This window comes from Bradyrhizobium nanningense (genome assembly GCF_004114535.1).
Classification (GTDB): Bacteria; Pseudomonadota; Alphaproteobacteria; order Rhizobiales; family Xanthobacteraceae; genus Bradyrhizobium; species Bradyrhizobium nanningense.
In genome coordinates this window covers 188527-213338 of record NZ_LBJC01000082.1, presented here as the reverse complement: position 1 = coordinate 213338, position 24812 = coordinate 188527, and the positions used below count along the sequence as shown (strand labels likewise).

At 64.3% G+C, this 24812-nt stretch carries 23 protein-coding genes; 15 read left to right on the top strand and 8 right to left on the bottom strand.

Annotated elements, in window-relative coordinates; all coding sequences use genetic code 11:
* Positions 1-100: 100 nt before the first annotated feature.
* Positions 101-346, bottom strand: a complete 246-nt coding sequence (locus tag XH84_RS39175) for a hypothetical protein (RefSeq protein WP_128920296.1) — start codon at positions 344-346, stop codon at positions 101-103.
* On the opposite strand from XH84_RS39175, the gene XH84_RS39170 reads away from it, so the two are divergent.
* The 7 genes from XH84_RS39170 (at position 339) to XH84_RS39140 (ending at position 7132) form a co-directional block, all read left to right on the top strand.
* Entirely contained in the window at positions 339-563 is a 225-nt protein-coding gene (locus XH84_RS39170) for a hypothetical protein (protein ID WP_128920297.1), read from the top strand. The two genes, XH84_RS39175 and XH84_RS39170, sit on opposite strands and share 8 nt — an antisense overlap.
* Before the next feature lie 81 nt (positions 564-644).
* Positions 645-899 carry a DUF2933 domain-containing protein gene (locus tag XH84_RS39165; protein ID WP_128920298.1) on the top strand — a complete coding sequence of 85 codons (255 nt, stop codon included), beginning with the start codon at positions 645-647 and terminating at the stop codon, positions 897-899.
* Positions 899-1573: a methyltransferase family protein gene (locus XH84_RS39160; RefSeq protein ID WP_164936376.1), complete on the top strand. Its 675-nt coding sequence runs from the start codon at positions 899-901 to the stop codon at positions 1571-1573. Before XH84_RS39165 ends, XH84_RS39160 begins: the two co-directional genes overlap by 1 nt.
* A gap of 84 nt (positions 1574-1657) precedes the next feature.
* The gene (locus tag XH84_RS39155; RefSeq protein ID WP_245472004.1) at positions 1658-2791 is read left to right on the top strand and encodes an OpgC family protein; all 1134 of its coding nucleotides are present in this window, start codon (positions 1658-1660) and stop codon (positions 2789-2791) included.
* Positions 2792-2820: 29 nt separating this feature from the next.
* Complete coding sequence (locus XH84_RS39150; RefSeq protein ID WP_128920300.1) at positions 2821-3528, top strand: ABC transporter ATP-binding protein; 708 nt, start codon at positions 2821-2823, stop codon at positions 3526-3528.
* A 5-nt stretch (positions 3529-3533) separates the two neighbouring features.
* Positions 3534-5897 (top strand): ABC transporter permease, encoded by a 2364-nt coding sequence (locus XH84_RS39145; protein WP_128920301.1) that lies wholly within the window; start codon positions 3534-3536, stop codon positions 5895-5897.
* Between the two features lie 2 nt (positions 5898-5899).
* Positions 5900-7132 (top strand): efflux RND transporter periplasmic adaptor subunit, encoded by a 1233-nt coding sequence (locus XH84_RS39140; protein ID WP_128920302.1) that lies wholly within the window; start codon positions 5900-5902, stop codon positions 7130-7132.
* 140 nt (positions 7133-7272) lie between these two features.
* Here XH84_RS39140 and XH84_RS42015 read toward each other — a convergent pair whose 3' ends face one another.
* Entirely contained in the window at positions 7273-7407 is a 135-nt protein-coding gene (locus XH84_RS42015; protein ID WP_164936377.1) for a helix-turn-helix domain-containing protein, read from the bottom strand.
* Positions 7408-7486: 79 nt separating this feature from the next.
* Here XH84_RS42015 and XH84_RS39130 point away from each other — a divergent pair, with 79 nt between their 5' ends.
* The 4 genes from XH84_RS39130 to XH84_RS39115 all read left to right on the top strand — a co-directional run bounded on the left by XH84_RS39130 (position 7487) and on the right by XH84_RS39115 (position 11134).
* Positions 7487-8788, top strand: coding sequence for a serine hydrolase domain-containing protein (locus XH84_RS39130; protein ID WP_164936378.1), 1302 nt, complete (start codon positions 7487-7489; stop codon positions 8786-8788).
* A gap of 177 nt (positions 8789-8965) precedes the next feature.
* On the top strand, positions 8966-9928 hold the full coding sequence (locus tag XH84_RS39125; protein WP_128920304.1) for a tetratricopeptide repeat-containing protein: 963 nt from the start codon (positions 8966-8968) through the stop codon (positions 9926-9928).
* A 68-nt stretch (positions 9929-9996) separates the two neighbouring features.
* Positions 9997-10527 carry a hypothetical protein gene (locus XH84_RS39120; protein ID WP_128920305.1) on the top strand — a complete coding sequence of 177 codons (531 nt, stop codon included), beginning with the start codon at positions 9997-9999 and terminating at the stop codon, positions 10525-10527.
* A gap of 193 nt (positions 10528-10720) precedes the next feature.
* A complete protein-coding gene (locus XH84_RS39115) occupies positions 10721-11134 on the top strand; it encodes an SRPBCC family protein (RefSeq protein ID WP_128920306.1) in 414 nt (137 codons plus the stop codon).
* A gap of 205 nt (positions 11135-11339) precedes the next feature.
* Here the strand turns inward: XH84_RS39115 and lepA are convergent, their stop codons facing one another.
* The gene (gene lepA, locus XH84_RS39110) at positions 11340-13145 is read right to left on the bottom strand and encodes a translation elongation factor 4 (RefSeq protein ID WP_128948690.1); all 1806 of its coding nucleotides are present in this window, start codon (positions 13143-13145) and stop codon (positions 11340-11342) included.
* A gap of 113 nt (positions 13146-13258) precedes the next feature.
* Here lepA and XH84_RS39105 point away from each other — a divergent pair, with 113 nt between their 5' ends.
* Positions 13259-14884, top strand: coding sequence for a glycosyltransferase family 39 protein (locus XH84_RS39105; protein WP_128920308.1), 1626 nt, complete (start codon positions 13259-13261; stop codon positions 14882-14884).
* Positions 14885-15031: 147 nt separating this feature from the next.
* On the opposite strand, the gene XH84_RS39100 is transcribed toward XH84_RS39105, so the two are convergent.
* The 5 genes from XH84_RS39100 to XH84_RS39080 form a co-directional block, all read right to left on the bottom strand.
* A complete protein-coding gene (locus XH84_RS39100) occupies positions 15032-15349 on the bottom strand; it encodes an HPr family phosphocarrier protein (RefSeq protein WP_128920309.1) in 318 nt (105 codons plus the stop codon).
* A complete protein-coding gene (locus XH84_RS39095; RefSeq protein ID WP_007597752.1) occupies positions 15346-15747 on the bottom strand; it encodes a PTS sugar transporter subunit IIA in 402 nt (133 codons plus the stop codon). Before XH84_RS39095 ends, XH84_RS39100 begins: the two co-directional genes overlap by 4 nt.
* A 133-nt stretch (positions 15748-15880) precedes the next feature.
* Complete coding sequence (locus tag XH84_RS39090; protein ID WP_128920479.1) at positions 15881-16405, bottom strand: HPr kinase/phosphorylase; 525 nt, start codon at positions 16403-16405, stop codon at positions 15881-15883.
* An 11-nt stretch (positions 16406-16416) separates the two neighbouring features.
* Complete coding sequence (locus tag XH84_RS39085; RefSeq protein WP_128920310.1) at positions 16417-18213, bottom strand: sensor histidine kinase; 1797 nt, start codon at positions 18211-18213, stop codon at positions 16417-16419.
* 205 nt (positions 18214-18418) lie between these two features.
* Complete coding sequence (locus tag XH84_RS39080; RefSeq protein ID WP_008542552.1) at positions 18419-19120, bottom strand: response regulator transcription factor; 702 nt, start codon at positions 19118-19120, stop codon at positions 18419-18421.
* Between the two features lie 241 nt (positions 19121-19361).
* On the opposite strand from XH84_RS39080, the gene XH84_RS39075 reads away from it, so the two are divergent.
* The 3 genes from XH84_RS39075 to XH84_RS39065 all read left to right on the top strand — a co-directional run bounded on the left by XH84_RS39075 (position 19362) and on the right by XH84_RS39065 (position 24779).
* Complete coding sequence (locus tag XH84_RS39075) at positions 19362-20096, top strand: HugZ family pyridoxamine 5'-phosphate oxidase (RefSeq protein WP_128920311.1); 735 nt, start codon at positions 19362-19364, stop codon at positions 20094-20096.
* 189 nt (positions 20097-20285) lie between these two features.
* On the top strand, positions 20286-22880 hold the full coding sequence (locus XH84_RS39070; RefSeq protein ID WP_128920312.1) for a CHAT domain-containing tetratricopeptide repeat protein: 2595 nt from the start codon (positions 20286-20288) through the stop codon (positions 22878-22880).
* Between the two features lie 282 nt (positions 22881-23162).
* The gene (locus tag XH84_RS39065) at positions 23163-24779 is read left to right on the top strand and encodes a phosphoenolpyruvate carboxykinase (protein ID WP_128920313.1); all 1617 of its coding nucleotides are present in this window, start codon (positions 23163-23165) and stop codon (positions 24777-24779) included.
* Positions 24780-24812: the final 33 nt, after the last annotated feature.

The window sequence follows — 24812 nt, the reverse complement described above, 5'->3', positions numbered from 1 at the left end:
ATCAAGCAATGCGTGGTCATTCCGAGTCGCGCCTTGTGAGCGCCCCGGAATGACGGCGGCGAACCGACCTTGCGGGGGTCGCAGACCGGCTAGGTCCGGCTTACTTCTTGTCGCCCATGTGGTGCGGCGTCGAGGTGCCTGGCCCTCCCGTGTAGTGGTGACCGCCCGAACCAGAGGTCGAAGAACTGCCGATCGTTTCCTTCTTGCCCATATGGTGCGGGACCTCGGTCTTCGGGCCGCCGCTGTAGTGATGGCCGTTCTTTTCCTTGTCGGTGGTTTGAGCCATCGCGGGAACGGCAAGCAGGGATACGACGCCGACGGCGACGAGGAGCTTCTTGGTGATCATGTTCGGTTCTCCGGGTTGCGGATGTTTCAAAATAACGTCCGGCGGCAGGGGTCATGTTGATAAAGCTCAAGGACGACGCCGGCTCCGAGCCCTTGGCCTCGTCGGCCCTCTCTCCGACGAGCAGAAAAAGACCGCCGACGAAGTGCTCGCGCCGCACATGGGCATGATGCCGATGATGCAGGGGCGGATGGGCGCCATGCCGATGCAAGGCAAGTGAGGAGGCTTGGCGCGACCTTGACGTGAATCAACTCTGATGACGACCGCGCCGCTAGGCTCCCAATGGCCGCAGGAGGGTGCCATGACCGTGCAAGACCATCCCGGGTATCGCGAGGGCTCACAGGGCGGCATGTCCGTCAAGACCAAGGCTGGCCTCGTTCTCTTGGGATTCCTGGCTATCGCCGGCGCGCTCCTGTTCACCGAACATCGGGCTCACGTTCTCGGGCTCCTGATCTGGCTGCCGCTGCTCGCCTGTCCGCTCATGCACGTCTTCATGCACGGAGGGCACGGTCACCATCACGGCGGCGGCCGGCCGAACGACCAAAGGAGCGTGTGATGCACGACGCTGCGCCCGCCTACGGTCTCTGGAGCCTCGTCATCGTCAATTCGGCGGTGTTCATCCTGTTCGCCTATACTTTCTTCAAGCCGCAGACCTCGCGCGACTGGCGCTCGTTCGGCGCGTTCAGCGCGTTCCTGGTGGTGCTGTTCGTCGAGATGTACGGCTTTCCGCTGACCATCTACTTCCTGTCCGGCTGGCTGCAGTCGCGCTACCCGAACATCGATTGGTTCTCGCACGACGCCGGCCACCTGCTCGAGATGATGTTCGGTTGGAAGACCAATCCGCACGCGGGTCCGTTCCACATTCTGAGCTTCATCTTCATCGGGGCCGGGTTCATCCTGATCTCCGCGGCCTGGAGGGTGCTGTACGACGCGCAGCAGACCCGCAGCCTCGCGACCACCGGGCCTTACAGCTACGTCCGGCATCCGCAATATGTCGGCTTCGTCCTGGTGATGCTCGGCTTCCTGTTGCAATGGCCCACCATCCTCACGCTGGCGATGTTTCCGGTCTTGACCGTCATGTACGTGAAACTCGCCAGGGACGAGGAGCGGGATGCCAGGGTGGAATTCGGCGAAGCCTATGCGAAGTACGCTGCTGATGTCCCCGGTTTCATACCGCGTCTGAGCCGAATCCTCCGGCAGGGCTCGGCCGGCACCTATCGTCACGGCTGATCCTGGGCGATCAGCTCACCGGAGCCAGTGAAGCACTTTGCCAATGCAGGGAGGCGCACCCATCAGGAGAGGAAGCGCGCAAGAGTGAAACCGATTGCGATCATACCGCCCGCTTTGATGAAGCGCGATCTCCGGATCGACCTGTTCCGGGGCCTTTCCCTATGGTGGATCTTCATCAATCACATCCCGGAAAGCTATCTGAACAGGTTCACGCCCAAGAATTTCGGCTTCAGCGACGCGGCAGAGATTCTCGTGTTCTTGTCGGGCCTGGCGTCCGGTATCGTCTACGGCGACCTGTTTCGCCGCTCCGGCTTTGGGGTTGCGAGCTTACGCATGCTGAGGCGATCGTGCGAGATCTATGTCGCGCAAATCCTGACCGTCGTCGTGTTGCTGGCGGAAGTGTCCTACATCGCGACATGGCAGCCCGACATGTTCGATCACGCCAACCTGGCCATCCTGCTGCAACACCCCGGAGAAACACTGCTTCAGGTCGCCATGTTGCGCTATTCTCCGGTCAACCTGGACCCTCTGTTGTTGATGGTCATCCTGCACTTCGCGCTCATCCTGATCCTGCCGCTCGCGATAGGCGCCTGGCCGCTGGCGCTGACCGGATCCGTTGCGCTCTATGTTCTCGCCCATCTGTTTGACTGGTACATCCCGGCCTATCCGAGGGGGCAACTCTATTTCAATCCGCTGAACTGGCAGTTGCTGTTCGTCATCGGCATCTGGTGGGGCGCGGACCGCGGCGATTGGCAACTTGCCGTTATCAACTCCCGCGCTCTTGCCGTTCTGGCGGCGAGCTTCGTCCTGTTCTCGTTCGTGATCACCTTGGGCTGGCAGATCCACGCCATTGAAGATTACGTGCCGGGATGGCTGTCGCGGCTGATCTACCCGGTCGATAAGACCAATCTCGACATCTTGCGGCTGTTGCACTTTGCTGCGCTCGCACTGCTCTGTTGGCGCCTTCTGCCAAGCAATGCCGCCATCTTGAAGACCAGAGCACTGCTTCCGCTGATCAGATGCGGCGAATACTCGCTTGCGATCTATTGCATCGGTGTCTTGCTGTCCTCCGCGGCTCATGCGGTGCTCAGCCTGGGCTGGAACGGACTGGCATCGCAGACGGTGATCACTCTCGCGGGCCTCGGCCTGATGAGCGCGATGGCGATGTTGCTCGCCGTAATCGATCGCGGCGTGCATCCTAACCTTCGGCCATTGTAATTCTGACCACGAATGCGCAGGCAAATTCGATGAGCCAGCCTGTCTTCACTGCCAAAGCCCTGACCAAGACCTACGGCTCCGGCGAGGTGATGGTGCATGCCCTCAACAAGGTCGATCTCGAGATCGCCGAGAAGGAAGTGGTCGTGCTGCTCGGCCCCTCCGGCAGCGGCAAAACGACGTTGCTCAACATCATGGGCGGTCTCGACCGGCCGACCAGCGGCAGGCTGTCATTCCGCGACCTCGACCTGACGGATCTGGAAGATCGTGAACTGACGAAATATCGCCGCGACCATATCGGCTTCGTTTTCCAGTTCTATAATCTGGTGCCGAGCCTCACCGCGTATGAGAACGTCGCGCTGGTGACCGAAGTCGCTCATGACCCGATGCGGCCCGACGAGGCCCTCGCCCTGGTCGGGCTGGAAGAGCGGATGCACCACTTTCCCGCGCAGCTCTCAGGTGGCGAGCAGCAGCGCGTCGCCATCGCCCGCGCCATCGCGAAGCGGCCGGCGGTGCTGCTGTGCGATGAGCCGACCGGAGCACTGGACTCCAAGACCGGCATTCGCGTCATCGAAGCGCTGCTCGGGGTGAACCGGCAACTCGGCACCACCACGATCATCATTACCCACAACGCCAGCATTCAGGAGGTCGCCGACCGGGTGCTGTTCTTCGCCGACGGTCGGATCTCCCGGATTCAGACCAACGAGACACGGCGGCAAGCCGCCGAGCTCACCTGGTGACGGCCATGACGGTGCTCGACATCAAGCTGTTTCGCGATGTCAGAAGGCTCTGGGCGCAGGTGTTCGCCGTCGCGCTCGTGATCGGAGGGGCCGTTGCGACGCTGGTGCTCGCGGTCGGCTCGCATCGATCGCTCGAGGAGACGCGGATCGCATATTACGAACGCTACGGGTTCGGCGACGTGTTCGCGCAGGCGAAGCGCGCACCCAAGGCGCTCGCCGACCGGATCCGCGAGATCCCCGGCGTCGCCGCCGTCGATGCTCGTATCGCCAAGCCGGCGCTGCTGGACATTCCCGGCTTCTCGGAGCCCGCAAGCGCCCAGTTCGTCTCGCTCCCCGATAGCGGCGAGCCGCATCTCAATCGCCTCTACATGCGGTCCGGACGGCTTCCGGAGCCCGGCCGCTCCGAAGAAATCGTCGTCAACGAGCCGTTCGCGCGGGCTCACGGCTTCTCGGAAGGGGCACGGTTCTCGGCCATCCTGAACGGCAAGAAGCGCGAGCTTGTGATCGTCGGCACGGCGTTGTCACCCGAATTCGTCTACACCGTCGGCCCAGGCGACCTGATGCCGGACGATCGCCGCTACGCCATCGTCTGGATGTCGGAGAAGGCGCTCGCGGGCGTCTACGATCTCGACGGCGCGTTCTCGGCGGTGTCGCTCAAGCTGCAACCCGGCGCCTCGGAGCGCGAGGTGATCGCGCGGCTCGACGCATTGCTCGACCCCTACGGCGGCCAGGCGGCCCATGGCCGGAAGGACCAGACCTCGCACGCCTGGCTCGATCATGAGCTCGACATGCTCAACAACATGAGCCGCACGCTGCCGCCGATCTTCCTGCTGGTGGCCGCGTTCCTGGTCAATCTCACTTTGACACGGCTGGTCGCACTCGAGCGCGAGCAGATCGGCCTGTTCAAGGCGCTGGGTTATTCCGATCGCAGCGTCGTGCTGCACTATCTGAAATTCGTGGCGCTGATCGTGGCGATCGGCATCCTCGTCGGCGGCGCGGCCGGCACCTGGCTCGGATTGCGCGTCACCGCCCTGTTCGGCGACTTCTTCCACTTCCCGTTCCTTGTTTTCGCGAAGGCGCCGGACCTGTACGTCACCGCGGGCGCGCTCAGCGCGGCGGCGGCCGCCGTCGGCGCGCTGCGGGCGCTGCGCGAGGTGGTCAAGCTGCCGCCGGCCGTTGCCATGCAGCCGCCCGCGCCGCCGGTCTATCGGCGGCTGCTGCCGGCGAGCATCCAGCTCGACCGGTTCGTTTCGCAGCCGACGCTGATGATGATCCGCAACATCGCGCGACACCCGGTCCGCGCCGCGTTCACGACGCTCGGCATGGCGCTGGCCACGGCCATCCTGGTCGTCTCCTTGTTCACGCGGGACTCGATGGAGCACCTGATCGACGTGACCTACTTCCTCGCCGACCGGCAGGACGCGACCATCGGCTTTGCCGAGAAGCGGATCGCGAATGTCGTGGAGCAGGTCCGGCGGCTTCCCGGCGTTCTCGCCGCCGAGCCGTTCCGCGAGGTGCCCGTCCGGATTCGGCACGGCAACGTCGAACGCCGGATCATGATCAGCGGCCGGCCCGCCAATGCCGATTTGCGCCGGATCATCGACGCCGACCTCCACCCGGTCGCGCTCCCGGATACGGGCCTTGCGCTGTCAGGCATGCTCGCTCAGATCCTCGGCGTCCGCGCCGGTGACACCGTCGAGCTCGATCTGCTGGAAGGGGCCCGCCGCACGGTCACGACGCCGGTCGTGGCGACGGTGGAGGATTATTTCGGCATCAAGGGGATGATGGACATCGAGGCGCTCCGCAAGCTGATGCGCGAAGCACCGGTCGTGAACAGCGTGAGCCTCAGCCTCGATGAGAGCCGGACGGAGGATTTCTACGCGGCGGTGAAATCCATGCCGCCGGTCGGCGGCGTGGCGCTGCAGCGCGTCTCGCTCGTGAACTTCCGCAAGACGGTCGCATTGCTCGTCACCACGATGGCGAGCATCTATACCGGGCTCGCCGCCGTGATCGCGTTCGGTGTCGTCTACAACAACGCCCGGATCTCACTGTCGGAACGGGCGCGCGAGCTGGCGAGCCTGCGCGTGCTCGGCTTCACGCGCGGCGAGGTCTTGCGCATCCTCCTGCTCGAGCTCGCCATCCTGACGCTGATCGCCCAGCCGCCCGGCTGGCTGATGGGCTACGGCCTCGCATGGGTGATGAAGACCAATCTGGCCGGCGAATTGATGCGCGTCCGCCTTGTCGTCGAGCACTCAACCTACGTCATCGCGACCTCCGTCGTGGTGCTGGCTGCCATCGCCTCCGCCGCAATCATCCGCGAACGCATCGACAAACTGGACCTCGTCGCGGTCCTCAAGACGCGAGACTAGCCATGCCGGCCAACTGGACCAAACGTTTCATCGGTGTTGCGCTTCTGGCCGCGATTGCGGGCGGGCTGGCTTGGTTCGCCTGGCCGCGGCCGGTTCTGGTGGATCTCGCCGCCGTCGCGAAAGGGCCGATCGAAGTCACGGCGGATGACGACGGCAAGACGCACGTCCGCCATGTCTACACGGTCTCGGCGCCCATCGCAGGAAAGGTCCTGAGGATTTCGCATCCGCTTGGCGAGCAGGGGCCTTCGCTCCACGTCGGCGACGAGGTGGTAGCCAACCAGACCGTCGTCGCGCTGATGCAGCCGACGCTCCCGGGCTTCATCGATGTGCGCTCGCGCGACCAGCTTCAGGCCGAGGTGCTGGCTGCGGATGCGGCCATCCAGCAGCAGGAAGCCGAGGTGAAGCGGATCGAAGCCGCGCTGGACTTCGCCCGGACCGAGTTCCAGCGGGCGCAAGCGCTGTTGCGGACACAGTCCATTTCGGCTCAGGCCTTCGACAAGGCGAAATTCGAGGTGGCGACCAACGAAGCCGCTTTGGCCAGTGCAAAGGCTCAGATCGACATGCGGCGCGCGACGCGCACCAGTCTTGCGGCGCGGTTGATGGATCCGGCCAACGCCGCGCCGTCGGACGAGCCGACGTGCTGCGTCCGGGTGCTGGCGCCGGCGGGCGGACGGGTGCTGAAGATCATCCAGGACAGCGAGGCGACGGTGCTGCCCGGCACGCCGCTGGTCGACATCGGCAACCCGCTCGATCTGGAGATCGTGGCCGACCTGCTTTCGACCGACGCCGTCCAGATCAAGGTCGGCGCGCCCGTACGAATCGACGGCTGGGGCGGGCAGCCGATCAGGGGCAAGGTGGTCCGGGTCGACCCCGCCGGCTTCCTGAAGGTCTCGGCGCTGGGTATCGAGGAGCAGCGAGTCCGGGTCACCATCGATCTCAGCGACCCGCCCGAAGCGTGGGCCTCACTCGGACACGACTACCGCGTTGTCGTTCATGTCACCACCTGGAGCGCGCCGGACGCCTTGTCCGTGCCGGTGAGCGCCTTGTTCCGGAAAGGCGATCAATGGGCCGTTTTTGTCGACGACAACGGCCGCGCCAAGACCACTCTCGTCAAGATCGGCCACCGCAACAACCGCACGGCCGAGCTTCTCTCAGGACTCGCCGCCGGCGACCGAATCGTGCTGCACCCGAGCGACCGCATCGCCGATGGCACCAGGATTGCGCAGAGAGAGTAGAGGGCTCGGGACGGCCGCCATCGGGCGACGGCAGTCGGCGGTGTCAGGCCACAGCGCGGCCAAGGTCGAGCGATGGTCTGCGCTTGGTCGGGAAGCCAACACCTCCGGCGTCAGCATCGTGCCCAACCCGGCACAAGTCATCAGCGCACGTGGCGACAACAACCCAGCCATCGTCGGAGCTCGGTGGCTTGCTCATGCGTTTCCTCGCGCTTTTGGTTTTGTCGATGCTGGGCGCAAGGCGGACCGGCCGCACGCTGACACCTTCTGCCCGTCATGATAGCATGCCTCTCGTCACCGGTCTGCGAGGTTGTTCTCATAGGCGCACACACAGGAACGCGCGAGGAGGCAAGTCCGATGAAACGGGAAGCACTCTGGAGGCCGCGCGGTTGGCGCGCGCTTGCCTTGTCTGTCATTGTCGCCGCCGCGGTCTTGGCACCTCCAGCATACGCACAGGACGACCGAAGCTCTCCCCGCGAGCCGGGGCCGGTCTTTTCGGATAGTGGCCCCGATGCCGAGCTCTACGGCGCGGCGATGGGCTATCCGGTCGGCGCGCGCGGCACCGCCACCCAGGTTGACAAGCTCGTCGGGGTCTACAGCCATTTCGGCGAGATCTACCCTTCGCGCCCGGTCGGTCGCGCAATGGCGCCCTGGCAATTCAAACGCGCCCCAGAGCCATCGATCGCCTACAGTTTCGGTAACGAACGGCTGAGCATCGGGGACTACCTCAAGCGCAACCCGGTGACGGGACTGCTGATCGCCAGGGACGACACCATCCTGTACGAGCACTATCAATATGCGCGGACCGACCGCGACCGCTTTCTCTCGCAGTCGATGGCGAAGACGCTGGTGGCCATGCTGGTCGGGATCGCGGTCTCGGAGGGACGGATCAAGTCGATCGACGACATCGTCTCGACCTACGTCCCCGGCCTTGCAGGAACGGAATATGGAAACACATCCATCCGGGCCTTGCTCAACATGTCTTCGGGCGTCGAATTCTCGGAAGTCTATGATGGGCACGATGACATCGCCCGGCTTGGGCGGGCGCTGTTCGTCGATGAGCCAAAGGACCCCGCTGCCATCGTCGCGCAATTCAATATTCGAACCGCACCGCCGGGGACCAAATGGCACTATGCCAGCGTTGAAACGGAAATCCTCGGCCTGGTCCTGCGCGCCGCCACCGGCACGCCGGTTGCCGACTATCTCCACGACCGGATCTGGGACCCCATCGGCACCGAAGCGGATGCCTCGTGGGCGATCGACGGTAGCGGGCAAGAGATTGCCTTTTGTTGCTTCAACGCCACCTTGCGCGACTATGCGCGCCTGGGCCGGCTGCTCGCACATGACGGCGCCTGGGAAGGCCGTCAATTGATCCCCCGGCAGTGGCTGCTCGATGCCACGACCGTCAGACCGGGCGATGGCCATCTCGCTCCGGGCGTGGCCACATCCTATTTCGGCTACGGCTATCAGGTGTGGCTCCTGCCTCGCGAGCCGCGCAGATTTGCGCTGCTTGGCATCCGCGGTCAGGTCATCCTGGTCGATCCAACCTCCAAGCTCATCATGGTGCACACCGCCGTTCGTCAGAAGCCCTCCGAGCCGGGAGCCCTCAGGGAGCCGCTCGCGCTGTGGTCCGCCGTGCTTCAGCAGCTCGGGCAATGATGATCTGCTTTTGCCCGCCGGCTGCGCACAGCCGCATGATCGATCGCTCTTGTGCTGGTTGAGGTCGGCGAAACCGCCGGCGATGGGTCCGCCAGCCGCCGCCTTGAACCTGTCCGGCTTCCGGGAGCACCAACGGCGTGTTGGCTCCCTTTGTGCCTGCGACGAGAGACAAGCGCGATGAAGACCCTGAAAGCATCGATCTGCGTTGCGGTCACCGCACTTGCCTTGAGCCTATCGTTCGGCGCGCCGTCCTACGGCGAGGAGGACGAGACGGGCGCGCTCACGCAGCAGATGAAGGCGCTTTATCGGGCCGGGAAGTACGCGGAAGCGCTGCCATTGGCCCAGAAGTCCCTGGCCCTTCACGAGAAGGAGTTCGGCCCGGATGACGCGCGCGTCGCGATGCCGCTGAGCGACCTCGGCACGATCCATCACAATCTCGGCCAACACGCCGTTGCCGAGCCGCTGTACAAGCGGGCGCTGGCCATCCGCGAGAAGACGTTCGGCCCGGATCACGCGGAAGTCGCAATGGTGCTGAACAATCTCGGCGATCTCTATCGCGCGGAAAGGCGCTACGCGGAAGCGGAGCCGCTGTTGAAGCGATCGATCGCCATCGACGAGAAGATGCTCGGCTCAGACGACCCGTCGATCGTGTTGCCGCTGTGCAATCTCGGCGCCGTCTACAGCAGTCAGGGCCGATACGATCAGGCCGAGCCGCTGTTCAAGCGGGGCCTGGCCGTGCTGCAGAAAGCGCTCGGTCCCGACGATCCCGAAGCCACGGTGCTGATGAACAATTTGGCCGATGCCTACATCCAGCAGCATCGCTATGCCGACGCAGAGCGGCTGCTGAAGCGGTCGATGGTGGTGTCCGAGAAGGCGTTCGGTCCTGTTCACCCCGACATCGCGCAGGCGCTGAACAATCTGGGTGCGCTGTATGCGCGTCAGGGACGGAACACCGAGGCCGAGCGGCTGTTCAAGCGGTCGGTGGTCACTTTCGAGAAAACCGTCGGCCCCAATCATCCGGATCTTGCCGGTGTCCTGGACAACCTCGCCGGTCTCTACAGGAATCAAGGCCGCCATGCCGACGCCGAGCAGGTGCTGAAGCGGTCGATGGCCATTCGAGGGAAGACAAGGCCGATCTGAGCAGGTCGGCCGGGCCGATCGAGACGTCCTTAGTGTGAGGATCATCAGCGGATCGCGTTGAGGGGGCCATGACGAAGCATGCAAGACTGCTCCAACTTGTCGTCGCCCTGACGTGGCTCGGATTGTCTGCCGCAGCGGCGGCCGGCGGCCCATCGAAGGACATGTGGAGCGGCGCATGGACGTTCGAAATGGACCGCCAGGATCGGCCATGGCTCGTCTTTTCCGACCCGCGCGGCAAGACGGTATTCCGCATCGGCTGCGGTTCGCATTTCGAGCTGGATGCGGTCTATCCGGGCAACGCGCCGACACAGGAACACACCGAGGCCTCGATCACGATCGGTAACGGCAAGACGCACATGGATTTCGCCGGCTTTACATATTCCGGCCCCTCTACCTTCCCGCCGAGCACCTCGATGTTCAACCAGGCGGACCTCGGTCATCCCGGGCTTGCCGATGATCAATGGCGCGTGCTGGAAGACCGCGTCCTCGATCTCCTGGAGTCCGGGCAGCCCCTGAAGATCTCGGCCGAAGGCAAAAGCTACGTGCTTCCGCCGGTCAAGGCATCGCGGTGGCGCGCGCGTTTTCAAAAGATCTGCTGACGCGGACTGCGGGCAGGTGGGGCGCGCGCCTCCCCGATGGCCCCTCTTTTATCGTATTGATGGTTCGATCATGTCGGCATCGACGGGGCCCGTTCGTCCTTTGATGGACATGTCCCGCACGAGCGGAGCATGGATCCCGCACGGGTGAATTGATGTCACCTCGGGCCGCCGAAATCATACTGGAGCAATACCCATGAGGATCACCGTCGAAACCAGCGTCGCAGCCCCCATTGGTCAGGTCTGGCTGGCCTATACGACGCCTGCCGACATCGTGAAGTGGAATGCGGCGTCCGACGACTGGCATACGACCAAGGCGACGGTCGACCTGCGGGAAGGCGGCGACTTTTCGTCCCGGATGGAAGCCAAGGATGGCAGCATGGGCTTCGACTTCGCCGGCACCTACACCAAGATCATCGAGCACAAGCGGATCGAATATTCGTTCGGCGATCGGAAGGCCGAGGTCGAGTTCGTGTCCGCCCCGAACGGCATTGTGGTCCGCGTTGTCTTCGATGGCGAAACGACGCACTCGGTCGAACAGCAGCGAGGCGGCTGGCAGGCGATCCTCGACAATTTTGCGCGGTACGTCGAGGCGAAGCAGAAGGTGTGATCGATCAGGAAGCGAACGTGGATGCCTGCATCGCACACCCTGCGATGCAGGTGCCATAACCCTGTTTTGCCCGACGGATCAAACCGAATTCGTAAAATCGAAAAAGTGCAATGCCGCCAATGGAGCGGCTACTGTGCATGGGGTTGTTTTCGCAGTTTTAGTTTGACGGCCGCGTAGACGGGGCCGGCTCGCCCCAAGCGCAGCCTCAGCTGTCCACCTTCAGCGCGGCGATGAAGGCTTCCTGCGGGATGTCGACCTTGCCGAACTGCCGCATCTTCTTCTTGCCTTCCTTCTGCTTCTCCAGAAGTTTCCGCTTACGCGTGATGTCGCCGCCGTAGCACTTCGCGGTGACGTCCTTGCGCAGGGCGCGGACGGTTTCGCGCGCGATCACCTTGCCGCCGATCGCCGCCTGGATCGGGATCTGGAACATGTGCGGCGGGATCAGCTCCTTCATCTTCTCGACCATGGCGCGGCCGCGCCCTTCCGCGCGGGTGCGATGGACCAGCATCGAGAGCGCATCGACCGGCTCGGCATTGACCAGGATCTGCATCTTGACGAGATCAGCCGGCTTGTAGTCGGTGAGATGATAGTCGAACGAGGCGTAGCCCTTGGAGACCGACTTCAGGCGGTCGTAGAAGTCGAACACGACCTCGTTGAGCGGCAAATCGTATTTCACCATGGCGCGGGAGCCGACGTAAGTGAGCTCCTTTTGCGCGCCGCGGCGGTCCTGGCACAGTTTCAGAACGCTGCCGAGATATTCGTCCGGGGTGAGGATCGTCGCCTCGATCCAGGGCTCGTCGATCTCGGCGATCTTGACCACGTCGGGCATGTCGACGGGATTGTGAATCTCGATCTCGGTGCCGTCGGTGAGCTTCATCTTGTAGATGACGCTCGGCGCGGTCGCGATCAGATTGAGATCGAACTCGCGCGACAGCCGCTCCTGGATGATCTCGAGGTGCAGCAAGCCGAGGAAGCCGCAGCGGAAGCCGAAGCCGAGCGCGGCCGAGGTCTCCATCTCGAAGGAGAAGCTGGCGTCGTTGAGCCGCAGCTTGCCCATCGCGGCGCGCAGCGTTTCGAAATCGTCGGCATCGACCGGGAACAGGCCGCAGAACACCACGGGGATCGCCGGCTTGAAGCCCGGCAGCATTTCGGTGACCGGCTTCCTGTCGTCGGTGATGGTGTCGCCGACGCGGGTGTCGGCGACTTCCTTGATCGCGGCGGTGATGAAGCCGATCTCGCCGGGGCCGAGCTCGTCGACCTGCTGCATCTTCGGCGTGAAGAAGCCGACGCGTTCGACGTCGTAGGCCGCGCCCGTGCCCATCATGCGCACGCGGCTGCCCTTCTTCATGACGCCATCGACGACGCGGATCAGAACGACGACGCCGAGATAGACGTCGTACCAGCTGTCGACCAAGAGCGCCTTCAGCGTGGCGTCGCGGTCACCCTTCGGCGGCGGCAGGCGGGTGACGATGGCCTCCAGCACGTCGGGCACGCCAAGGCCGGTCTTGGCCGAGATCATCACCGCGTCGGAGGCGTCGATGCCGATGACGTCCTCGATCTGCTGCTTGATCTTCTCGGGCTCGGCGGCGGGCAGATCGACCTTGTTCAGGACCGGGACGATCTCGTGATTGTTGTCGAGCGCCTGGTAGACGTTGGCGAGCGTCTGCGCTTCGACGCCCTGGCTGGCGTCGACCACCAACAGGGAACCCTCGCAGGCCGCCAGCGACCGCGAGACTTCGTAGGCGAAGTCGACATGGCCGGGCGTGTCCATCAGGTTGAAGATGTAATCCTTGCCGTCCTTGGCGCGGTACGAGAGGCGCACCGTCTGCGCCTTGATGGTGATGCCGCGCTCGCGCTCGATGTCCATGGAATCGAGCACCTGCTCCTTGCCCGCCATTTCGCGGTCGGAGAGGCCGCCGGTCATCTGGATCAGGCGGTCGGCCAGCGTCGATTTGCCATGGTCGATATGGGCGACGATGGAGAAATTGCGGATGTTGGGGACGGTCGTCATGGGCGCGGGATACCACTCACATCCCCGTGCGGCAACCATATTGCTGTAATTTCAGGGCCTTTGTTCACGCCAAGCTGATTCCACCATCGCCCAAAACGCGCTAGGCAGCGCCCATGTCGATCACGTCTCTTCCGACCCATAGGGCGCGCACTAAGACCCGCCTGAGCTTGACCCGCTTCCGGGCCTGGCTGGTTGCCTGCGCGGTCCGCCCCGAGGCGAGATTGTGGCTGGTGATCCAGCTCGCCATCCTGCACGCGGTGCTCTGGACCTTCATCCTGATCAATCTCAAGGCCGCGCAGGACGTTCATATGGACGTCGCAGAAGCCTATGGCTGGGGCCAGAAATTCCTGTGGGGCTACGGCAAGCACCCGCCGCTGTCGGGCTGGGTCGCGGGCGTCTGGTTCAAGCTGTTCCCGCCCGCGGACTGGGCGACCTATGCGCTCGCCATGGCGACCGTCAGCGTCGGCATGGTGATCTGCTGGCTGGTGGCCTTGCGCGTGGTGGATGCGCGCCGCGCCTTCCTGGTCGTGGTGATGGTCGCGCTCTACCCGATCTTCAATTTCAAGGGTTTCAAGTATAACCCGGATCTGCTGCAGCTCGTCACGCTGCCGCTGCTCGTGCTCGCCTATCTCAATGCGTTCGAGAAGCGGAGCTGGCAGTCCGGAGTCCTGCTCGGACTTGCCGGCGCGCTGGCGCTGATGACCAAATATTGGGTGCTGACCATGATCGGCGCCATCGGGCTTGCCGCGCTGATCCATCCGGAGCGACTGCGCTTCCTGTCATCGCCGGCGCCGTGGCTGGCGATCGCGACGATGGCGGTGGCGATGATCCCGCATGTCGTCTGGCTGGCGGAGACGCATTTCGTGCCGCTGACCTATGCCGGCGACACCTACAGCCTCGCGGACAGCGGCCAGGTGCATCAGCTCGTCGCCGGCTACGCGCTGCATAATCTGGGATTGCTGGCACTGCCGGTGGCGCTGGCCGGGCTCGCGATGGCGCTGGTGCCGCCGTGGTTCGCACTGCTGCTGCGCGCGCCCGCACGGATCGTCACGCGCGCCTGGGCGCGCGGCGCCAATTCGAGCGTCAATCTCTCGCAGGCGCTGAACGTCTGGATCATCCAGATCATCGTCGCATTCGGCCCGCCGCTCGGCGCGCTGGTCTTCAGCATCTACCTGAAGACCGATTGGGGCATCTCGCTGTTCTTCCTGGTGCCCTTGGCGCTGGTCGCGATCCCCGCGCTGCGCGTGCAGAGCGCGAGCCTGTTCAACATCGCTGCGATCTGGTTCGTGCTCAGCGTCGCGACGCTGCTAGCCTCGCCCTGGATTGCCGCGCGCGAGATGGCGGCCAATGCCGGCAACACCGCGACCTATGGGGCGCGCTCGGATCTCGCGCGCGAGCTGACCCAGGCCTGGCACGCACGCTTCGCCTCGCGCTGGGCCGTCGTTGCGGGGACGATGGAGACGATCCAGCCGATGGTGTTCTACAGCGCCGATCACCCCAGCCCGTTCACGCCGAACGAAGCCTGGGCCTCCGGACTGACCTCGCTCGACGACGTCAAGCGATACGGCTTCATCGGCGTGTTCGATGCTGCCGACGAACGCCTGCCCAAGTTCGAGCAATGGATATCCGAGACCGCGCCGAATGCCGAGCGTATGGTGATGACCACGCGCCGCTTCACCCACGGCAAGGCCGGCCCGTCGATGAGCTGGAACGTCTACATCGCGCCGCCGGCGAAATAGTAACGCACTGTGCCTGACGTTCCCCGGACGCAGCGCAGCGCGCAGCGATGCGCTGCAGAGCCGGGGTCCAGTTGTTGATGCACTGGGTCCCGGCTCAGCGGCGCGGCACTGCGCGCCGCACCGCGTCCGGGACACGAGAGGAAGCCGCTAAACCCCTTCCTCGTTGAACTTGCTTTCAACGAGCTCGGTGATTGCCGTGAGCGCGGCTTCGGCGTCAGTGCCGGCGGCGGCGACCGTGATGGTGGTGCCAGGTCCCGCGGCGAGCATCATCAATCCCATGATCGAGGTGCCGCCGACGGTCTCGCCGCCGCGCGTCACCCAGACCTGCGCATCGAAGCGCTCGACCGCCTGGACAAACTTCGCCGAGGCGCGGGCATGCAGGCCGCGCTTGTTGATGATCAGGAGATCCTTGGAGATCGCGCCCGCGGGCACGCCTGTCCCCGCTTGTGGCGCCTCCTCGCTCATTTGCCGGCGAGCACGCGACTGGCGATGGTGACGTATTTGCGGCCCGCTTCCTGGGCCATCGCGATCGCGTCGGGCAGCGGACGCTCCTCGCGCACCTTGGCGAGCTTCACCAGCATGGGAAGGTTGATGCCTGCGAGCACTTCGACCTTCGGCCGGCTCATGCAGGATATTGCAAGGTTCGACGGCGTGCCGCCGAACATGTCGGTGAGGATCGCAACGCCATCGCCGGAATCGACGCGGTTAACCGCCTCGATGATGTCGCTTCGACAGAGATCGGAATCATCTTCGGCGCCGATCGTGATCGCTTCGATTTGTTTTTGTGGGCCCATGACATGTTCAAGCGCTGCCTTGAATTCGTCGGCAAGGCGCCCGTGGGTCACAAGTACTAGACCAATCATCGGAAAACTCCTCGCGGGCGCTTTTGGTGCACCGCACGAACGCGCCACTTTGACCATCCAGAGCCCCTGCGCAAGAGGGGATGTTGCGTATCTCCCTGAATCTAGACGGATGGATGAGGGGAGCTGCGCCGGTCTATTCGGTCGCGATAGTGGGGTTCATATGGTTACCATTTCCCTTCAAACAATCGCCGGGAGGGTTAACGGAAGATGAACTCTTGGTAGTGGTCAAGGCCGCAACAACCAGGGGGAGGGGTAAAGTGTCGCGAGCAACGGGAATTCGCGGTATTTCGACACCAGAAATGCTGGTTTTCAGCGCTTCCGGCGGCGGCAGGCGCTCGGCGTCTGCGGCGTCCAGATCGACCACGAGACCGACAATCGCATGCTCCACGAAGTCGCAGTGGCGGATCCCGAGGCCCCGGATCTCGATCAGGCCAGCCAGACGTGGCGCGGGGCGGACCTCAATTTCATCGCCGACTGTCGCCAGATGGACACGGTCATCCCCGACCAGAACGGCCCTATCGATCACGCCCGCGCGTCCCGCCATGATCAAATCGAAGGCAAGGCGCGACTTGCCGGAGCCCGAGGGCCCGCGGATCAGCACCGCCAGAGGCCCGACCTTGACCGCGGAGGCGTGAACGCTGGGCTCGCCTTCGTTCAAACTGCTTTGGCTCATAGCGCCGGCAGCCTCACCACGAAGCGCGCGCCGGCAACCGTCGGGACGCCCTCGTCATCCGGCGGGCCGGCGCGATTCTCGGCCCAGATGCGTCCGCCATGGGCGTCGATGATCTGCTTGGAGATCGACAGGCCGAGGCCGGAGTTCTGGCCAAAGCCCTGATGCGGACGGTCGGTGTAGAAGCGCTCGAAGATGCGCTCCAGCGCGTCGTCGCGAATGCCGGGGCCGTCGTCGTCGACCACGATCTCGATCTCGGAGCGCACGCGGCGGCAGGTGAGGCGCACCTTGTTGCCGGCTTCCGAGAACGATTGTGCGTTGGACAGCAGGTTGGAGACCACCTGTCCGAGCCGCGAATCATGGCCGCTCACGGCGAAGGTGTCGGTCGGGCTGCGGCCCTCGAAGCGTGTTTCGACCGCGACGTCATGGCCGAGCTTGGTTTCATTGGCGACGGACACCAGCGTCGTCAGCAGGCGGCGCAAATCGACCGGGATCGCGTCCTGGCGCTGCAATTCGGCGTCGAGACGGCTGGCGTCGGAGATGTCGGAGATGAGACGGTCGAGCCGCTTGACGTCGTGCTCGATCACCTCGAGCAGGCGCGCGCGGCTGTTCTCGTTGCGCGCCAGCGGCAGCGTCTCGACCGCCGAGCGCAGCGAGGTCAGCGGATTCTTCAATTCGTGGGCGACGTCGGCCGCGAACATCTCGATCGCCTCGATGCGGCTGTAGAGCGCGCTCGTCATGTCGCGCAATGCGCCCGAGAGATGGCCGATCTCGTCGCGGCGGCGGGTGAAATCGGGAATCTCGATGCGGGCCTTGATGCGGCGGCGGACGCGCTCGGCGCTGTCGGCGAGCCGGCGCACGGGCCCGGCGATCGTGCTCGCGAGCAGCAGCGACAGCATGATCATCACGGTGGCCGCGACGCCGCCGACTTTCAGGATGGCGAGGCGCTCGGCGGTGACCATCTGGTCGATGTCGTCACCTTGCGTCGATAGCATCAAGGCGCCATGGATCGCGCGCGAGCGCAGCACGGGCACCGCGACCGAGACGATCACCTCGCCGCGCGCGTTGACCCGCACCATCGAGCGCTTCTGGCCCTGGAGCGCATCGCTCACCTCGGCATAGCCGTTGCCGTTCTCGGGACCGAGCTCCCGATAGAGCGGCAGGTCGCCGCGGTTCAGCCAGGTGCGCACTGCGACCATGCCGCGTTCGACGATGCCGGGCTTCTCGGCCGGCGGCGGCAAATTGTAGCGCAGCACGTTTTCGAGATTGCGGCTGTCGACCAGCAGGCTGCCGTTCGGATCGTAGATGCGGGCGCGCGTCTTGGTCGGCGAGATCAGCGTGCGCAGCACCGGCGCCACCCGTTCCGGATTGATCGGGAAGTCCAGCGGCGAATATTCGTCGGTGCCGCCATAGGTTTCGCCCGGCTTGAGGTCGAGCAGTCGGTCGGGATCGATGGTGATGGCGTTGGTCTGCACCGTGGCGGAGGCCGCGATCGCGCCGGCGATGATCTCGGCCTGTACCAGGAGGCTCTGCGCCCGTGCGTCGATCAGGCCGGCGCGGAATTGCGACAGATAGAGGATGCTGGCGACCAGCGCGACGAGGCCGGCGAGGTTGAGCGAGACGATGCGGCGGGTCAGGCTGGAAAAGGACAGCGCGAAGAAGAACTGCCCGGCGCGCTTCAGCCAGTTCAGCGGCCGGAAGCCCTGCGGCTTGGCTTCGGCAAATTGGTCCCTAACGCCGTCGGATGCGACGTCGCCGGCGCTCTGGTTTGGATCAGGCTGCGTTCGGTCCAGCAATGCTTACGCCCGTGTTAGGACGGCGTTGAGAAGGTCCCCACATTCTAGAGCATGATCCGGAAAAGTGTGCAGCGGTTTTCCGAAAGGATCATGCTCAAGAAATAAACCAAAGCGCGATGATCTCATCGCGCTTTGGAGTGATCCCGGTCCCGATGGAACGAGAACCGGAGATGCTCTTAAGTGTTTCGCGAAGGCGCCAGCCGCCTCAGGCTTCCTTGAAACGGTAGCCGACGCCGTAGAGCGTCTCGATCATCTCGAACTCGTTGTCGACCACCTTGAACTTCTTGCGCAGCCGCTTGATGTGGCTGTCGATGGTGCGGTCGTCGACATAGACCTGGTCGTCATAAGCGGCGTCCATCAGCGCGTTGCGGCTCTTCACCACGCCGGGCCGGGTCGCCAGCGCCTGCAGGATCAGGAATTCGGTGACGGTCAGCGTCACCGGCTCGTTCTTCCAGGTGCAGGTATGCCGTTCCGGATCCATGCGCAGAAGGCCGCGGTCGAGCGCCTTGGCGTCGTTCTCCTTCGGCGCGACGGTCGGGTCCTTCGGCGCCGAGCGGCGCAGCACGGCCTTGACGCGCTCGACCAAAAGACGTTGCGAGAACGGTTTGCGGATGAAATCGTCCGCGCCCATCTTGAGGCCGAACAGCTCGTCGATCTCCTCGTCCTTGGAGGTCAGGAAGATCACCGGCAGATCGGATTTCTGCCGCAGACGGCGCAGCGTCTCCATGCCGTCCATGCGTGGCATCTTGATGTCGAGGATGGCGAGATCGGGCTGGGTGGTGCGGAAACCGTCAAGCGCCGAAGCGCCGTCGGTGTAAGTCATGATGCGGTAGCCTTCGGCTTCCAGCGCGATCGAGACGGATGTGAGAATGTTGCGGTCGTCGTCGACCAAAGCGATTGTGGGCATGAGCCTCTGCTTTCTGCTTTCCGTTTGGGTCGTGGCTTGAAACGGCGAGCAATCCACTGATGCGCCGCATACATGGGTGCCGAAGTCGGCGTTCGAACCTTGTCACCGAGCAATGCAAGCTGGGCTGAAGTGTGACCAAGTTCCACGAAACACGGCAGATTCGCCGCATGTCGACCCATAACCGGGCCCCCGTTTACCCGAAAAAAGGCCCCCCTTGCAACCACCTGAGCCGAGAAAGCCGATGCAACCGACCCCTGATTTCGACCCCGGAAAGCTCGCCAAATCGCTGCTGCGGAGATCGCGGCAGGGGGCGCTGGCAACCCTCATGGCCGGCAGCGGCGACCCCTATTGTTCCCTGGTCAATCTGGCTAGCCACCCCGACGGCTCGCCCATTCTGCTGATCTCGGGCCTCGCCGTGCATACCAGGAACATCCTGGCCGACGACAGGGTCTCGTTGATGCTGGACGAGCGGGCAGCCGGCGATCCCTTGGAAGGCGCCCGGATCATGCTGTCCGGCCGGGCGGAGCAGGCCGATGCCGAGAAGGAACTGCTGCAGCGACGGTATCTCAATGCCCATCCCTCGGCGGAAGGCTTTGTATCCTTTCAGGATTTCTCTTTCTTCCGGATCCGCCCCACGGGAACCCATCTGGTCGCCGGCTTCGGCCGGATCGTCGATCTCAAGCCCGCGCGGTTCCTCACGGATCTCACCGGTGCCGAGGACCTGCTGGCAGCAGAGGAGGGCGCTGTCGCGCATATGAACGCCGACCATCGCGACGCCATGGGCCTCTATGCGACGAAGCTCCTGGGCGCGGCCGCGGGTGACTGGCGCTGCACCGGCTGCGATCCGGAAGGCCTCGACATGCAGGACGGCCAGACCGCGCTGCGGCTGGACTTCCCGGAGCGGGTGACCGACGGCACGTCGCTGCGCAAGATGCTGGTGCGCCTGGCTGGCGAAGCGCGCGCGAAGCTGGATTGAGCGGAATGCGCTTAGGTTGAAGCGATTGCTGCGGCTCGTTCACCTCTACCGCTTGCGGGAGAGGGAGCGCATCTCCGCTGTAGCTATAAACCTGATCTCATCACGCCTTGGAACGCAACGATTTGAACGCTGCGACCCGTCGCTGCGACCCAAGACGATAAGGTTTTGAGGCTCGCAGCGCGAGGATTCATGACGCGTCGTCGTTTGACATTGGCTGCGAGTCTGGTGGTCGCGATCACCACGTCGTTTGCCGCGCCCGGCCTTGCCCAGAAGGCCGACCTGTCGACGCAGAGCGCGCGCATCAATGCGCTCCGGAGCGCCGGCAGATATTCGGAGGCGCTCCAGCTGGCGCAGGCCATGGTGGCCTCGCTCGAGAAGACCAGCAACAACCGCGACCTCGCCGCAGCGCTCAACAATCTCGCCCAGATTGACGCCGACCAGGGCCACGACGATCAGGCCGAGCCGCTCTACAAGCGAGCCATCGCGCTGATGGAGAAGGGGACCGGTCAGGGTAGCGTCGAGATCGCGCCGCTCCTGAACAATCTTGCGGCGCTCTATCAGCGGCAGAGCCGCTTCACCGAAGCCGAGCCACTGTTCAGGCGCGCGCTGGTCGTTCGCGAGCAGGCGCTGTCGCGCGAGCATCCCGACGTCGGCCAGTCCCTCAACAACCTCGCCACTTACTATGTGAAGCAGCAGCGTCATGCCGAGGCCGAACCGTTGTTTCAGCGGGCGCTTGCGATCTACCAGAAGGCTGCCGGGCCCGAGCATCCCGCGGTTGCCACCGTGCTCAACAACATCGGTCAAGTCGATCGCGACCTCGACCGCGACGCCGATGCCGAAGCGCCAATCAAGCGCTCGCTCGCGATCCGCGAAAAGGTGCTGGGCCCTGATCATCCCGACGTGGCGCGCTCGCTCAACAATCTCGCCGGACTCTATGAGCACCAGCAGCGCTATGCCGAGGCCGAGCCGCTCTACCGCCGTGCTCTGGCGCTCCGCGAGCGGGCGCTCGGGCCGGATCATCCCGATGTCGTGACCTCGGCGAGCAATCTCGCTTATTTCCTCTACGTCTCCGGGCGTACAGCGGACGCGCTGCCGCTTGCGGAAAGAACGCTTGCGACGAGCCGCGCGCCGTTGCGCGTGGTGACGCCGGTGCTGTTTGCCGCGCGCCAGCAATCCTTGTTACCTGCCGACAAGGCGCTCGACGACGCGCTCGGCGCGATCCAGCGCGGCACGCAATCGTCCGCCGCCTCTGCCGTGAACAAGCTCGCGGTGCGGCTTGCCGCCGGCAGCGACCGGCTCGCCGAGCTGGTGCGCCGCGATCAGGATCTCGCCGCTGAGGCCGAGGCGCTCGACAAGGCGATCATCACCGCGGTCTCGAAGCCGTCGGCGCAGCGCGACGTCGCGGCCGAGCAGCGCAGCCGCGCGCGGATCGCAACGATTGCGAATGAGCGCGCGGGCATGCAGAAGACACTCACGCTCGAGTTTCCCGACTACGCCGCGCTCTCCAACCCGCTGCCGCTGGCGGTCAAGGATATCCAGCCGCTGCTGTCGGCCGACGAGGCGATGGTGATCTATTCCGTCGGTGACAAGCAGAGCTATGTGGTCGCGATCACACGCGATGGTGCCGACTGGAGAGAGATCTCGTTCGGCGCGGATGCGCTGGCGCGGAAGGTGTCGGCCTTCCGCAGGGGGCTCGACGTTGGCAAGGCGCGCGATGCCTCCGGCAAATCGGGACTGTTCGATCTTGCGCTCGCCAACGAGCTCTATGTCGCTCTGCTCGGCCCGGTCGAGGCCTTGACGAAGGACAAACGCAATTTGCTGGTGGTGCCATCGGCGGCGCTGACGGCATTGCCGTTTCATCTCTTAGTGACCGAGAAGCCGCCGGCTGCGATTCCGGACAGGCTCGAAGGTTATCGCGACGCCGCCTGGCTGCTCCGGCGTCAGGCCGTCTCGGTGCTGCCCTCGGTGATCAGCCTGAAATCGCTGCGTGCCTTCGCCCGCAAGGATCAAGGCGCAAAGCCGATGACCGGCTTCGGCGATCCCGTCTTCAATCCGGCAGCCGAAGGCCCCACCGACCGTGGCGCTGCAAGCGGGAAGGTCGCGGCGCGCAACATTGCGACCTTGGCCTATACCGACTTCTGGCGCGGCGCCGGCGTCGATCGCGCGCGGCTGGCGCAGGCGCTGCCGCAACTGCCCGACACTGCGGACGAATTGAACGCGGTGGCAAGGGACGTCGGCGCCGCCGTTGCCGACATCCATCTTGGACGCGATGCCAGCGAAACGACGCTGAAGCGTGCAGCGCTTGCTCAATACGGCATCATCTACTTTGCCACCCACGGCCTCGTCGCCGGCGACGTCAAGGGGCTGGGCGAGCCCTCGCTCGCGCTGTCCATTCCCGATCAGCCGTCGGAGCTCGACGACGGTCTTCTGACCGCGAGCGAGGTGGCTCAGCTCAAGCTCAACGCCGATTGGGTGGTGCTGTCTGCCTGCAACACCATCGCAGGCGACAAGCCCGGCGCCGAGGCGCTGTCGGGATTGGCGCGCTCGTTCTTCTACGCAGGTGCCCGCGCGCTCCTGGTCTCGCATTGGGCCGTGGATTCGGAAGCCGCCACTCGCTTGACCATTTCGACGTTCGAGCTGCTCAAGAACGAACCAAAGATCGGTCGTGCCGAAGCCTTGCGCCGCGCGATGTTAAGGTTTGTTGATGATGCCTCGTCACCCGGCAACGCTTATCCAGCGATGTGGGGACCGTTCGCGCTGATCGGCGAAGGCGAGGGAAGATAAGAAGACGACGCGGATTGTGCGTCGCAATAACCCGATATAACGCACAAACACGCATTTGGTTGCGCGATCATTGGTGATTTCGTGATGCAGCTGCTCAGAGCTGACATGCGCGACGTTTGGCGCGGTCCTTGAATAAACCAAATCCTACGGGATCAGCTTGGCAACGCCAGCGTTCATGATTATTAGGTCGTTCAGCCGAGGCCGAATGGCCCACAATCACGGTGACCGCGACGGCGCCAAACTTGGTCCGCTGAATGTCGCGGGTTCTAGGAGGATTTTTTCGTGCAAGAGACCGGCGTGCGCAACGGTGCCTTTGGCGCCGACAAATTCGGCTTAAAGAAGCTCAAGCAGGTTCACTGGAACCTCGGTGCGCCGCAACTCTATCAATACTCGCTCGCTGCGGGCGAGGCGGTGCTGTCCGCTGATGGCGCACTCTGCGCCGACACCGGCGAGTTCACCGGGCGCAGCCCGAAGGACAAGTTCACGGTGCGTGACGCCACCACCGACAAGAAGATGTGGTGGGCCGGCAACCAGTCCATCACCGCGGAGCAGTTCGAGACGCTCCATCAGGACTTCCTCAAGCACGCCGAAGGCAAGACGCTATTCGCGCAGGACCTGTACGGCGGCGCCGACCCGGCCTACCGGATCAAGACGCGCGTCTTCACCGAGCTCGCCTGGCACTCGCTGTTCATCCGCACGCTTCTGATCCGCCCCGAGGCGATCGAGCTGTCGACCTTCGTGCCTGAGCTCACCATCATCGACATGCCGAGCTTCCGCGCCGATCCCAAACGTCACGGCTGCCGTTCGGAGAACGTCGTCGCGATCGATTTCGCCCGCAAGATCGTCCTGATCGGCGGGTCTTATTATGCCGGCGAGATGAAGAAGTCGGTCTTCACCACGCTGAACTATTATCTGCCCGAGCGCGGCGTGATGCCGATGCACTGCTCGGCCAATGTCGGCGCCAAGGGCGACACCGCGATCTTCTTCGGGCTTTCGGGCACCGGCAAGACCACGCTGTCGGCCGATCCCAACCGCACGCTGATCGGCGACGACGAGCATGGCTGGGGCCCGAACGGCGTCTTCAATTTCGAGGGCGGCTGCTATGCCAAGTGCATCAAGCTGTCGCAGGAAGCCGAGCCGCAGATCTATGCCGCAAGCACGCGCTTCGGCGCGGTGCTCGAGAATTGCGTGCTCGACGAGGACACCCGCGTGGTGGATTTCGACAACGGCTCCAAGACCGAGAACACGCGTTCGGCCTATCCGCTCGAGTTCATCCCGAACGCCTCGCGTACCGGCCGCGCGCCGCAGCCGAAGAACGTGGTGATGCTCGCGGCCGACGCCTTCGGCGTGCTGCCGCCGATCGCCAAGCTGTCGCCGGCGCAGGCGATGTACCACTTCCTGTCCGGCTACACCGCCAAGGTCGCTGGCACCGAGCGCGGTCTCGGCAAAGAGCCGCAGCCGGAATTCTCGACCTGCTTCGGCTCACCCTTCCTGCCGCTCGATCCATCCGTCTACGGCAACATGCTGCGCGACCTCATCGCCCAGCACAATGTCGATTGTTGGCTGGTCAACACCGGGTGGACCGGCGGCAAGTACGGCACAGGCAGCCGCATGCCGATCAAGGTGACGCGCGCGCTGCTCACCGCCGCGCTCGACGGCTCGCTTCGCAACGTCGAATTCCGCACCGACAAGTATTTTGGCTTCTCGGTCCCGACCGCGCTGCCGGGCGTGCCCAGCGAAATCCTCAACCCGGTCAACACCTGGAAGGACAAGGACGAGTTCGACAAGACCGCCCGCGCGCTGGTCGGTATGTTCCAGAAGAACTTCGCCAAGTTCGAAGCCCAGGTCGACGCCGACGTGCGCGCGGCGGCCCCGGATGTGAAGCTGGCGGCGGAGTAAGGCTCGCAGCGATTGGAATGCGAAAGGGCGGTC

Bases quoted from the DNA above. Each gene is read 5' to 3' on its own strand.
- XH84_RS39175 (WP_128920296.1), bottom strand. From the start codon at position 346: ATGATCACCAAGAAGCTCCTCGTCGCCGTCGGCGTCGTATCCCTGCTT.
- XH84_RS39165 (WP_128920298.1), top strand. From the start codon at position 645: ATGACCGTGCAAGACCATCCCGGGTATCGCGAGGGCTCACAGGGCGGC.
- XH84_RS39160 (WP_164936376.1), top strand. From the start codon at position 899: ATGCACGACGCTGCGCCCGCCTACGGTCTCTGGAGCCTCGTCATCGTC.
- XH84_RS39150 (WP_128920300.1), top strand. From the start codon at position 2,821: ATGAGCCAGCCTGTCTTCACTGCCAAAGCCCTGACCAAGACCTACGGC.
- XH84_RS39145 (WP_128920301.1), top strand. From the start codon at position 3,534: ATGACGGTGCTCGACATCAAGCTGTTTCGCGATGTCAGAAGGCTCTGG.
- XH84_RS39140 (WP_128920302.1), top strand. From the start codon at position 5,900: ATGCCGGCCAACTGGACCAAACGTTTCATCGGTGTTGCGCTTCTGGCC.
- XH84_RS42015 (WP_164936377.1), bottom strand. From the start codon at position 7,407: ATGACGGGCAGAAGGTGTCAGCGTGCGGCCGGTCCGCCTTGCGCCCAG.
- XH84_RS39130 (WP_164936378.1), top strand. From the start codon at position 7,487: ATGAAACGGGAAGCACTCTGGAGGCCGCGCGGTTGGCGCGCGCTTGCC.
- XH84_RS39125 (WP_128920304.1), top strand. From the start codon at position 8,966: ATGAAGACCCTGAAAGCATCGATCTGCGTTGCGGTCACCGCACTTGCC.
- XH84_RS39120 (WP_128920305.1), top strand. From the start codon at position 9,997: ATGACGAAGCATGCAAGACTGCTCCAACTTGTCGTCGCCCTGACGTGG.
- XH84_RS39115 (WP_128920306.1), top strand. From the start codon at position 10,721: ATGAGGATCACCGTCGAAACCAGCGTCGCAGCCCCCATTGGTCAGGTC.
- lepA (WP_128948690.1), bottom strand. From the start codon at position 13,145: ATGACGACCGTCCCCAACATCCGCAATTTCTCCATCGTCGCCCATATC.
- XH84_RS39105 (WP_128920308.1), top strand. From the start codon at position 13,259: ATGTCGATCACGTCTCTTCCGACCCATAGGGCGCGCACTAAGACCCGC.
- XH84_RS39100 (WP_128920309.1), bottom strand. From the start codon at position 15,349: ATGAGCGAGGAGGCGCCACAAGCGGGGACAGGCGTGCCCGCGGGCGCG.
- XH84_RS39095 (WP_007597752.1), bottom strand. From the start codon at position 15,747: ATGATTGGTCTAGTACTTGTGACCCACGGGCGCCTTGCCGACGAATTC.
- XH84_RS39080 (WP_008542552.1), bottom strand. From the start codon at position 19,120: ATGCCCACAATCGCTTTGGTCGACGACGACCGCAACATTCTCACATCC.
- XH84_RS39075 (WP_128920311.1), top strand. From the start codon at position 19,362: ATGCAACCGACCCCTGATTTCGACCCCGGAAAGCTCGCCAAATCGCTG.
- XH84_RS39070 (WP_128920312.1), top strand. From the start codon at position 20,286: ATGACGCGTCGTCGTTTGACATTGGCTGCGAGTCTGGTGGTCGCGATC.